The organism is Cellulomonas hominis, from assembly GCF_005239125.1.
GTDB lineage: Bacteria > Actinomycetota > Actinomycetes > Actinomycetales > Cellulomonadaceae > Cellulomonas > Cellulomonas hominis_A.
Map to the genome: position 1 here is coordinate 1 of NZ_SZYE01000131.1, position 10,815 is coordinate 10,815.

Below are 10,815 nucleotides of genomic sequence, written 5' to 3' on the forward strand. Positions count from 1 at the left end.
CGATCTCTCCGTCGGCCCCGCCGGGCTCCGGCCCGGGGAGGGCGCCGGGTCCCCGCCCGGCGTGCACGCCGCGGCCGCGAGCAGGACCGCGGCCGCCAGCGCGGCGGTCCTCCGGCCCCGCGGCCGGGTCGTCACGAGGTCAGCTCCACGTCCACGACCACCGCGAAGTGGTCCGACGGGTACCGTCCGCCCACCGGCTCCGTCCCGGCCAGCCGGGCGCCGCCCGCCCGCAGGGTGCCGCCGGCCCGGCCCGGGCGCGCGAGCACGTGGTCGATCCGCTGGTCGATCAGCTCGGTCGCCTCCAGCGGCGCCTCGGGCACGACCGAGCTCAGCGTCACCGCCGCCGGGTCGCCGCCGCCGAGCGGCCAGAGGTCGGCCAGCTGCCGGGTGAGCGCCGCCAGCTGCGGCCCGTCCGGCCGCGCGTTCAGGTCGCCCAGGACGAGGACCGGCAGGTCGCCGTCGAGGGCCGCGTCGGCCGCCAGGTCGGCGAGCGCCCAGGCCTGCGCCATCCGGTCCTCGGCGTAGCGCGGCTCCCACTCGAGCGTCGCCACGACCACGTGCAGCGGCCCCGCGGGGTGGTCGAGGGTGGCGTGCAGGGCGTGCGCCGGGGGCCCGGGGCGCTGGGCCGCCGGGAGCGGGACGGTGCGGGTGGCGACCGGCGCCCAGCGGGACACCAGGGCGATGCCCATCTCGACGCCGGCCAGGTCGGGATCGTCCGGCACGGGCGGCAGGCCCGTCGGGACGAACACCGCCGACGGCAGCCCGAGGTGGTCGGCGACGAGGTCGGCCTGCGTGCCGTCGGCGTCCCGCCACGTCTCGACGAGCGCGAGGACGTCGGGCCGGGCGTCGGCGAGCACGCCGAGCAGCGCCGGCTCCCGCTCCCGCCACGCGCCCCCGAACCGCCACCACACGTTCCACGTCATGGCCCGCACGCGGCCAGCGTACGGACCTGCGCCCCGCACCGCCCGCCGCCCGCCCGCCCCGCCCCGCGCTGCCCGCCGCCCGCCCGCCCCCTCCGCGGCCGTCGCCGCCGAGGTTGCACGAGGCGCGGGGTTCGCACGTCACGAACCCCGCACCTGCTGCGCACTGGGCGTGGGTCGGCGCGTGGGTCGGCGCGTGGGTCGGCGCGTGGGTGGGCGTGGGTCGGCGTGCGCGCCCACCTGCGCGGCTGGCCTCGCGGGCCCGGGCGTGCCTACCGTGGTGCCTCCCCGACCCCCGGACGAGAGGCACCCGCGTGCGCCGACCCGCCCTGCTGATCGGCACCGGCGCCGTCGTCCTCGTGCTCGTGCTGCTGGCGGTGGTGCTGGTGACCCGCGGCGACGACCGGTCCCCGGGCCCGACGCCGACCGCCGCCGCGAGCACCCCGCCCGCCGAGGCCATGACGACCGTCCTGTCCAGCACCTTCGACGAGGGCGACGAGGGCTGGGCCCCGCTCGGCGACGGCGTCCAGGTCTCCGACGCCCAGGACCCGACGCACGACGGCGCGGGCAGCCTGCTGGTGTCCGGCCGGTCCGAGGCCTGGCACGGTGCGGCCGTCGACCTGTCGGGCTCCGTGGCCCGGGGCCAGGTGCACACCGTGTCGGCCTGGGTGCGGCTCGGCGAGGGCGCGGGCGACGCCGACGTCCAGCTCACCCTGGAGCGCGACCCGGGCGGCGACGACCCCCTCTACGTGCACGTGGCCCGCGGGACGGCGACGGCCGGCGACTGGGTCGAGCTGGTCGGCACCGCCCCGGTGCCCGAGGGCGACGGCGAGTGGCGGCTCTACGTCGAGACCACCGAGTCGACCGCCGACCTGCGGCTGGACGACGTCACCGTCCAGCGCCCGACCCCGGAGGTGCAGACCGACGTGACCGCCCTGAAGGACGCGACCGACGTGCCGCTCGGCGTCGCGGTCGGCCCCCAGGACCTCACCGGCCGCCCCGCGGAGCTGCTGCTGCGGCACTTCGACCAGATCACGCCCGAGAACGCGATGAAGCCGGTGACGGTCCAGCCGACCGAGGGTGCGTTCGACTTCGGCCCGATGGACGAGGTGCTCGACGTCGCCGCCGCCCACGGGCTGACCGTGCACGGCCACACCCTGGTCTGGCACCGGTCCACGCCCGACTGGTTCTTCGAGGCCCCCGACGGGCGCCCGCTCACGGACAGCGCCGACGACCGCGCGCTGCTGCTCGACCGGCTGCGCGCCCACACCCGCGCGATCGCGGACCACCTCGCCCAGCGGTACGGCGACGCGAACCCGGTCACCTCCTGGGACGTCGTGAACGAGGCGCTCGACCCCGAGCAGCCCGACGGCCTGCGGCACAGCCGGTGGTACGAGGTGCTGGGCCCGGACTACGTCGCGGAGGCGTTCCGGATCGCCCGCGAGGAGCTGGGCCCGGACGTCACCCTCTACCTGAACGACTACGACACCGACGCCCCCGACCGCCGCCGCGCCCTCGTGCGGCTCGTGCTGGACCTGCAGGCCGCGGGCGCGCCCGTCGACGCCGTCGGGCACCAGATGCACGTGGACCTCGGCACCGACGTGGACCGGGTCGCCACCACGCTCGACGCGGTCGCCGGGCTCGGGCTGCGCCAGGCCGTGACGGAGCTGGACGTCGCCATCTCCGGCCGCGACGAGCAGCTGGACCGCACGCCGCCGGACCGGCTGGACGCGCAGCGCGGGCAGGTCCGGGACCTCGTCGCCGCGTTCGCGCAGCGGGACCTCGCGTTCATCGGGGTCTGGGGCCTGTACGACACGCGGTCGTGGCTGCGCGCCTGGCCCCAGGAGCGGCCGTACGAGGCGCCGCTGCTGTTCGACGACGACCTGCAGGCGAAGCCGGCGTACGAGGGGTTCCTCGAGGGGCTGGGCGGCAGCGCCGGTTGAGCCGGCCGACCGGGCGCGCGCCGCGGGGTCAGCGGCCGTCGTCGTCGGCGACCGCGCCCGCCCGGTAGACCACCAGCGCCACGTCGTCCTGGCCGCCGCGCGGCGTGAGCGCGCGCAGCAGGTCGTCCGCCACCGAGGCGGTGGGTGCGCCGGCCGGCTGGGACGCGACCTCCGCCACCAGCCGGTCCAGGCCCACCCGCAGCGACTCCTGGCGCCGCTCGATCAGCCCGTCCGTGCACACCACGAGCAGGTCGCCGTCGCTCAGCCGCTCGACGGCCTCGGGCCGCGGGGCCGTCGAGATCCCGAGCGCGGCGCCCCGGCCGCCGACCAGCAGCTCGGCCCCGCCGGCGGCGCGGCGCAGCACGGGCGGGAGGTGGCCGGCCGAGGAGTGCACCACCGCGTGCTCGACCTCGTCGACGACGGCGCAGAACACCGTGGTGCACTCCGCGCCGGGCAGGGTGCGGGCGAACCGGTCGAGCCCGTCCAGCACGTCGGCGGGGCTGCGGTCCTCCAGCAGCAGGGCGCGCGTGGCGGCGCGGAGCTGGCCCATCCGGGCGGCGGCGTCCAGCCCGTGGCCCACGCAGTCGCCCACGACGAGCGCCCGGCGGCCGGGACCCAGCTCCACCACGTCGTACCAGTCGCCGCCGACAGCCAGGTCGCCCGCCGCCGGCCGGTAGCGCGCCACGACGCCGACGAGGCTGGACCCCTCGGGCAGGATGGCGGCCTGCAGGGTGTCGCTGACCTCGCGCAGGTGCTCGACCTCGGTCTGGTGGCGCACGGTGCGGCCGACGGCGGCGCCGACGATGCTCGCGACCAGGAGCAGGTACGACCGGTAGGCCTCGTCCCAGGGCCGCCGGCCGGCGCCGGTCAGCACCATGACCCCCACAGGCGTCCCCCCGGCGACGCCGGCCAGCGGGACCACCACCGTGCGGCCGCGGTCCTCGGCGGCACCGGTGCGGGCGACCCGCTCGACCACCTCGTCCGGCACGTCCGCGCCGCGCGAGGCGCCGGCACTGCCCCGCAGGAGCAGCGCGCCGTCGCGGTCCCGGACGTACAGCGCGGCGGCCAGCACGTCCTCCGCGTCCCCCAGCAGCCCGAGCGTCGCCGACGCGAGCGCGTCCAGGTCGTCGCGGACGGTGGAGAGCGCCGCGGACAGCTCGCCGAGCAGCCGCATCCGCCGCTGCTCCACGACCCGCTCGGTGGTCTCGGTGACGATGTCCAGCAGGCCGCCGACCTGGTCCGAGGAGTCGCGGATGGGCGAGTACGAGTAGGTGAAGTAGACGTCCTCGTCGTACCCGGACCGGTTCGTGACCAGGTGCCGGTCGATCTCCCAGGTCGGCTCGCCGCGCACCATCACCGCCTCGACCGACGGCAGCAGGTCGTCCCAGACCTCCTTCCACACCTCGGCGAGCGGCGCGCCCATCGCCCCCGGGTGCTTCTCGGAGCCGAGCATCTCCCGGTAGCCGTCGTTGTAGATCATGGTGAGCTCGGGCCCCCACGTGACCAGCACCGGGAACCGGGTGCTGAAGCACATCTCGACCGTGAGCCGCAGGGCGGTCGGCCAGGTGCCCGGCACCCCGAGGGGGGTCGCCGCCCAGTCCACCTCGCGGGCGAGCGCGCCGGTGGCGCTGCCGGCGGTGACGCGCTGGAACCAGGGGGATCGCACGGGGGTGACAGTACGCGCCGCGCTCCCCCGGCGCCGGGCGGCTGGGCCGTCCGGCGGTCAGCCGTCCCGGTTGAGGCAGAACGGGTGACCGGCCGGGTCCAGCAGGACCCGCCGCGAGGGCTGCGGCTGGTGCGCCGCGAGCCGGGCACCGAGCCGCAGCGCGCCGGCGACCGCCTCCTCCAGGTCGAGCACCTCGACGTCCAGGTGCACCTGGCGCTGCTGCCGGCCCGGCTCCGCGGGCCAGGTCGGCGGCTCGTGCTCGGGGCTGCGCTGCACGGCCAGGTACGCCACGCCGGAGGGCGCCGCCACGACGGCGTGGTCCGGGTCGTCCCCGACCACCTGCCAGCCCAGCACCTCGGCGTAGAAGGCCGCGAGCGCGCTCGGCTCCGGTGCGTCGAGCACCACGCCCCACCAGCCGCCGTCGGCACGCCCCTGCATGCGCCCATCGTGGGGTCGGGTGCGGCGGGGCCGCACCTCGGGGCGCGCCGGTCGCCGGCTCAGCGCGCGCCGAGCTCCGCCACCCGCGGCACCGCCGGCGCCACGTGGTCCCGGACCCAGGTGGCCAGCGGCACGTCGGCCGGCGGGCGCAGGATGACCGTCTCCACGCCCAGGTCGGCGTACGGCCGCGCGGCGGCCAGGAACCCGTCGACGTCGCCCCGGAGCAGCTGGTCCCCGCCCATCAGCAGCGTCACCCGGATGTCGGCGTAGTCGCGCCCGACCGCGTCGCAGTGCCCGCGCAGCACGTCGAGCTTGCGGCCGACCTCCTCCGGCCCGGTCTCGAACAGGTTGCACGCGTCGCCGTACTGCGCGACGAGACGGAGCGTCTTGCGCTCCCCCGACCCGCCGACCAGGATCTCGGGCCCGCGGCCCGGGCGGCTCAGCGGGAGCGGGCGGCAGAGCGTCTCCGCGAGCCGGTAGTGCGCGCCCTCGAACGGGCCCTCGTCCTCGGGGTCCCACATCTGCCGGCAGATCTGCAGCGTCTCCTCGAGCCGCTCGAACCGCTCCTTCAGCGGCGGGTACGGCACGCCCAGGGCGACGTGCTCCTTCTCGTACCAGGCCGCGCCGATGCCGAGCGTCGCCCGGCCCTGCGACAGCACGTCGAGCGTCGCGACGATCTTGGCGAGCAGCCCCGGGTGCCGGTAGGTCACGCCGGTCACCAGGGCGCCGAGCTGCACGGTCTCGGTCCGGCCGGCCAGCATCCCCAGCGTGGTGTACGCCTCCAGCATGGGGTCGCTCGCCGGGAAGCCGGCGGGCTCCATCTGGAAGAAGTGGTCCATCACCGACAGCCAGGACAGGCCGGCGTCCTCCGCGGCATCCGCGGTGTCGGCCAGCTCCCGGCCGAGGCGGGCGGGCTCGACCGCGTCGAACCGCATCAGGTGGGCGCCCAGGCGCATGGTGGCTCCTTCGGGGTCGGACCGGGCGCGGACGGGCGCCGGTCCCCCGGACGATGCCGCTTGGAGCGCGCTCGAAGTCAAGGGGCCCGTCTGCTGAGGGCAGAACGGCGCGCACGGCCGCGGCGGGGTGCGCGGCGTTAGCGTGGCGGGACCCGAGGAGGTCCGCCATGCCGCACGTCGCCGACGCCCCGCCCGCCACGCCCCGCCCCGAGGCGGCGCGGCCCGAGCCTCCGCTGCGCGTGCTCGTCGGGGCCGTGCTCCGCCGGCACCGCGAGCGCCAGGGCCGCACCCTGCGCGACGTCGCCGAGGCGGCCCGGGTGTCCGTGCCCTACCTGTCCGAGGTCGAGCGCGGCCGCAAGGAGGCGTCGTCCGAGGTGCTCGGCGCGGTGTGCCGGGCGCTGGGGCTGCGGCTGGTCGACCTCGTCGGCGACGCGCACGCCGTGCTGGCCCGCGCCGAGGGCCGGGTGGTCGTCGACCTCGCGACCGCCCCGGTCGCCGGGAACGCCCCCCGCTCCCCCGTCACCCCGCTCCCCACCCGCCCCGCGTCGCGCACGGCGCTCCTCCTCGCCGCCTGACCCCGCCGAGGTCGAGGGTTTCCGGCCGGCATGCGGCGGGAGACCCTCGACCTCGGCGGAAGCGCTCGACCTCGGCGGCGCCGCAGTCAGGCCGGTGGCGGCTGCGGCGGCTTGAGGGTGGTGATGACCGTGTCCGCGATGCCGTAGGCCACGGCCTGCTCCGCGGTCAGCACCAGGTCCCGGTCCGTGTCGGCCCGCAGCTGCTCGGGGCTGCGCCCGGTGTGCGCCGCCAGGACGTCGTCGACCTGGGCCCGCAGCCGGAGGATCTCCGCGGCCTGCAGCTCCAGGTCGGCCGCCGTGCCCTGCGCACCGCCCGACGGCTGGTGCAGCAGGACCCGGGCGTGCTCCAGCACGTGCCGCTGGCCCGGCGCCCCGGCGGCGAGCAGCACCGCGGCCGCGGACGCCGCCTGCCCGAGGCAGAACGTCGCGACGTCGGGCCGGACGTACCGCATGGTGTCGTAGATCGCGAGCAGCGCCGTCACCGAGCCGCCGGGCGAGTTGAGGTACAGGTGGATCGGCTTGTCCGGGTCCTCCGACTGCAGGTGCAGCAGCTGCGCGATGACGACGTTCGCCACCCCGTCGTCGATCTCGGTGCCGATGAACACGATCCGGTCCGACAGCAGCCGGGAGAACACGTCGGAGGCGCGCTCGCCGTTCGGCCGCTGCTCGACGACGACGGGCACGGTGTAGGAGCCGGCCATCACAGGCCCGCCCGTCGCTGCGCCGCGTCGGGGCGGACGTCGTCGAGGTGCTCGACCACCCGGTCCACGAACCCGTAGGCCAGGGCCTCCTCGGCGGTGAACCAGCGGTCCCGGTCGGAGTCGCGCTCGATGGTCTCGACGGCCTGGCCGGTGTGCTCGGCGATCAGCGCCTGCATCGTCCGCTTGGTGTGGGCCATGTTCTGCGCCTGGATCGCGATGTCGACCGCGGTGCCGCCGATGCCGCCGGACGGCTGGTGCATCAGCACCCGGGCGTGCCGCATGACGTTCCGCTTGCCCGGGGTGCCCGCGCTGAGCAGGAACTGCCCGGCGCTGGCCGCGAGGCCCATGGCGAGGGTCGCGACGTCGTTCGGGATCAGCCGCATGGTGTCGTACATCGCCATCGCGGCCGTGATCGAGCCGCCGGGCGAGTTGATGTAGAGCGCGATGTCGCGGCGCGGGTCCTCGGCGGACAGCAGGAGCAGCTGGGCGCACACGCGGTTCGCGACCGGGTCGTCGACCTCCTGGCCGAGCACGACGATGCGCTGGTGCAGCAGCCGCGCGGCGAGGTCGTCGTCGAACGCGCGCGCCGGCGGCGCCTCGGTCCGGGCGGCGGGGACGGGGACGGGGATCATGCGGGGCCTCCTCGGGTGGTGGTCCTCGCACGCTCGCACCGCGCCGGCGCCCGGCGGGCCCCGGTCTGCCCGGGGCAGACGCCGTCTGCCGTCAGCAGACGGCGTGGCGGTCAGCCCGCCGTGGCGGGCAGCCGCGCGTCCGCCGCCGCGCCCGCCAGCCGCACCCGCTCGCCGCCGGGCCCGGCCGGGGCGTCGGCGCGAGCCGCCACCACGTCCGCCACCACGACGGTCACGTTGTCCCAGGCGTCCGCGTCCAGCGCCTCGCCGACCAGCGCCTCCGCGACCGCCTCCGGGCCGCCGGGGGTGCCGAGCAGCGCGAGCACCCGCTCCTCCGGCACGTAGTCCGTCAGGCCGTCCGTCGACATCAGCCACCGGTCCCCGGGCCGGGCGTCGACCTCGAGCACCGTGACGTGCGCCGCGTCCTCGGCGTCGCCCGCGAGGCAGTGCAGGATCACGTTCCGCCGGGGGTGGTGCGCGGCCTCGGCGGGGTCGATGACGCCGGCCTCCACGAGCAGCTGCACGAGCGAGTCGTCCCGGGTGACCCGGCGGCCCTCGCCGTCCCGCCACAGGTACGCGCGCGAGTCGCCGATGTGCACCACCCGGACCGCCTCCTCGGCGCAGAACACGCCGGTGAAGGTGGTCGCCATGCCCGCGAGGGACGGGTCGGACCGCGCCCGCTCGGCCAGGTCGGCGTTCGCGGTCGCCACGGCCGCGCGCAGGTCCTCGGCGGTGAACCGGTCCGGGCCGGAGGCCGCGAGCGCGGACATCAGGCGGTGCGCGACGGTCCAGGACGCGACGTCCCCGCCGGCGTGGCCGCCGACCCCGTCGGCGACGAACGCGTACCCCGGCGCGCAGCCGGCGGAGTCCTCGTTGTGCGACCGGTGCTCGCCGGCGACCGAGCGCAGGGCGGTGTCGAGGGTCAGCGTCACTGCGGCACCTCCAGGGGGGTCGGGCACCTCGTGACCCCACGATGCCACGTCCGGGCGCACCCGCGTACCGCGGGCGGGGCGCGACCGGGCGCGGGGCGGGTGGCAGCACCCGGGCGGCACCGCACGGTCAGCGGATCAGCCCCCGCAGCGCCTCCGGCCGCACGTCGGTCTGCGTCGCGATCACCTCGCGGGCCCGGTCCGTCGCGTCCCACACGTTCCACAGCAGCACCCCGGCGACCCGGCCGCCGTCGAGGTAGTACACCACGCCGGCGCCGAGGTCGTCGGCGTGCCAGTCCTCGACCGTCTCCAGCGACGCGTCGAGCCGCCCGACCGCCTCGTAGCCGAGCTCGAACAGGTCGGAGTAGAAGAACGGCGTGTGCGCGTACGGCTCGTCCGCGCCGGCGAGGTTCCGGCCGGCCTGCCGCCCCGACGTGGTGGCGTTGTCGACGTGCTCGACGCGGCGGCGCCCCAGCAGCCGGTCCGGGTACCGGGCGACGTCGCCCGCGGCCCACACGTGGGGGTCGGAGGTCCGCAGCCGGTCGTCGACCACCACGCCGTCGTCGACCTCCAGGCCCGCGGACCGGGCCAGGTCGGTCTCGATCTCCAGGCCCGCGCCGACCACGACGCCGTCCGCCGCGATCGTGCGCCCGTCGTCCAGGGTCACGGTCACGCCGTCGGGGCCCGACTCGGTGGCCGCCACCCGCGCGCCGCGCAGCAGCGTCACGCCCGCCTCGGCGTACCGGCGCTCGACCCGCCGGGCCAGCGCGTCCGGGAACGTCGACGCGGTGAGCACGTCCTGGGTGAACACGAGCGTGACCCGGGTGTCGTTCTGCACGAGCGCCGCGGCGAGCTCGGTGCCGATGTAGCCACCGCCGACCACGACGACGTGCCGGCCGCCGCCGGCGAGGTCGCGCAGCCGCTCGTAGTCGCGGACGGTGCGGAAGTAGATCACCCGGCCGGAGTCCTCCACCCCCGGGAGCCGGCGCGGGTGCCCGCTGGTCGCGAGCAGCAGCGCGCCGTAGCCCACCGTCACGTCCGCGTCGGTGGTGATCGTCCGCGCGGCGGTGTCGACCGCGATGACGGACTCCCCCAGCAGCAGGTCGGCGCCGGTCTCCTCGGCGGTGGGGAGCCACACCTGGTCGAACGTGAACTCCGGGTCGGTCCAGAGCTTCTTGGTCAGGGCCGGCCGGGTGACCGGGGCGGTCGGCTCGCGCCCGACCACCAGGATCGTGCCCGCCGGGTCGACCTCGCGGATCCCGTGCGCGGCGGCGTCGCCCGCCATGCCGGCCCCGACGACGACGTAGTCGTAGCTGTCCCGCACCGTGCCTCCTCAGGTCGCGTCCTCGCGGCCCAGCCTGGCGCGGCCGGTCGCAGGACGCACCCCCGACGGGGCGCGCGCCACGGGGCGCGCCGGGTCACGGGAGCGGCGTGACCGTCCAGGTGCCGTTCGTGCTCAGGGCCACGACCCCCGGCAGGGCCACGTCGGCGGTCTCGCTCAGCGCCTCGTCCCCGCCCAGGACGAGCGAGGCCGGCCCGGTGGCCGGGTCCACGTCCACCGCGGACACCACCCGGGCCAGCAGCGAGTCCCCCGCGCCCGCCGGGGTGTAGTCGATCCGGGCGCCGCTCGCGGTGTCCCCGAGCAGCAGCACCGCCGCCCCGGCACCCTGCTGCGGCCCGGTCAGCACCGGCAGCTCGTTCCAGCTGGAGAACGTCAGCGTCCACGGGCCGGCGGCGTCGAGCAGGAAGCCCTGCCTCGCCTCGGTGCCCTCCAGGACGTCGACCAGGTAGGTGCCGGTGAGCGGGGCGGGCCCGGCGCCCCACGGCGACCCCCGGCCCTCGGAGGTGAGCACGACGTCGCCCGTGCACGCGGCGCAGTCGAGCTGCGCGACCACCCCGAAGTCGCCGTCCCGGACGACCGCGATCCGCGCGGGGCCCTCGCCGGACACCGTGGCCGGGGCGCCCTCGGCGACGGCGCCGGCGTTGACCAGCGGGCGCTCGGGCTCGGGCTCGGGGGTCGGCGCCGGCGTCGGCGACGCGCTCGGCGCGGGCGCGGCC

The 10,815-nt window shown here is 77.2% G+C and carries 10 protein-coding genes and 1 pseudogene; 2 read left to right on the plus strand and 9 right to left on the minus strand.

Annotated elements, in window-relative coordinates; genetic code table 11:
• Positions 1 to 131: 131 nt before the first annotated feature.
• Positions 132 to 923 carry an endonuclease/exonuclease/phosphatase family protein gene (locus tag FA014_RS14145; RefSeq protein WP_230323166.1) on the minus strand — a complete coding sequence of 264 codons (792 nt, stop codon included), beginning with the start codon at positions 921 to 923 and terminating at the stop codon, positions 132 to 134.
• A 311-nt stretch (positions 924 to 1,234) separates the two neighbouring features.
• On the opposite strand from FA014_RS14145, the gene FA014_RS14150 reads away from it, so the two are divergent.
• Positions 1,235 to 2,863, plus strand: a complete 1,629-nt coding sequence (locus tag FA014_RS14150; RefSeq protein ID WP_154730305.1) for an endo-1,4-beta-xylanase — start codon at positions 1,235 to 1,237, stop codon at positions 2,861 to 2,863.
• 28 nt (positions 2,864 to 2,891) lie between these two features.
• Here the strand turns inward: FA014_RS14150 and FA014_RS14155 are convergent, their stop codons facing one another.
• The 3 genes from FA014_RS14155 to FA014_RS14165 are packed head-to-tail and all read right to left on the minus strand — an operon-like array spanning position 2,892 to position 5,923.
• Entirely contained in the window at positions 2,892 to 4,529 is a 1,638-nt protein-coding gene (locus FA014_RS14155) for a SpoIIE family protein phosphatase (protein ID WP_154730306.1), read from the minus strand.
• 57 nt (positions 4,530 to 4,586) lie between these two features.
• Positions 4,587 to 4,967, minus strand: a complete 381-nt coding sequence (locus tag FA014_RS14160; protein WP_154730307.1) for a VOC family protein — start codon at positions 4,965 to 4,967, stop codon at positions 4,587 to 4,589.
• A 59-nt stretch (positions 4,968 to 5,026) separates the two neighbouring features.
• Positions 5,027 to 5,923: an LLM class F420-dependent oxidoreductase gene (locus FA014_RS14165; protein WP_154730308.1), complete on the minus strand. Its 897-nt coding sequence runs from the start codon at positions 5,921 to 5,923 to the stop codon at positions 5,027 to 5,029.
• A gap of 167 nt (positions 5,924 to 6,090) precedes the next feature.
• On the opposite strand from FA014_RS14165, the gene FA014_RS14170 reads away from it, so the two are divergent.
• Complete coding sequence (locus FA014_RS14170; RefSeq protein WP_154730309.1) at positions 6,091 to 6,498, plus strand: helix-turn-helix domain-containing protein; 408 nt, start codon at positions 6,091 to 6,093, stop codon at positions 6,496 to 6,498.
• An 86-nt stretch (positions 6,499 to 6,584) separates the two neighbouring features.
• On the opposite strand, the gene FA014_RS14175 is transcribed toward FA014_RS14170, so the two are convergent.
• From FA014_RS14175 to FA014_RS20070, 5 genes and pseudogenes are all read right to left on the minus strand, one after another.
• Positions 6,585 to 7,199 (minus strand): ClpP family protease, encoded by a 615-nt coding sequence (locus tag FA014_RS14175; protein WP_154730310.1) that lies wholly within the window; start codon positions 7,197 to 7,199, stop codon positions 6,585 to 6,587.
• Positions 7,199 to 7,831: a ClpP family protease gene (locus tag FA014_RS14180; protein ID WP_154730311.1), complete on the minus strand. Its 633-nt coding sequence runs from the start codon at positions 7,829 to 7,831 to the stop codon at positions 7,199 to 7,201. Before FA014_RS14180 ends, FA014_RS14175 begins: the two co-directional genes overlap by 1 nt.
• A gap of 110 nt (positions 7,832 to 7,941) precedes the next feature.
• A complete protein-coding gene (locus FA014_RS14185) occupies positions 7,942 to 8,760 on the minus strand; it encodes a PP2C family protein-serine/threonine phosphatase (protein ID WP_195969297.1) in 819 nt (272 codons plus the stop codon).
• Positions 8,761 to 8,887: 127 nt separating this feature from the next.
• On the minus strand, positions 8,888 to 10,081 hold the full coding sequence (locus FA014_RS14190) for an NAD(P)/FAD-dependent oxidoreductase (RefSeq protein ID WP_230323164.1): 1,194 nt from the start codon (positions 10,079 to 10,081) through the stop codon (positions 8,888 to 8,890).
• A 94-nt stretch (positions 10,082 to 10,175) separates the two neighbouring features.
• A pseudogene (locus FA014_RS20070) lies at positions 10,176 to 10,815 on the minus strand (hypothetical protein); the annotation flags it as partial.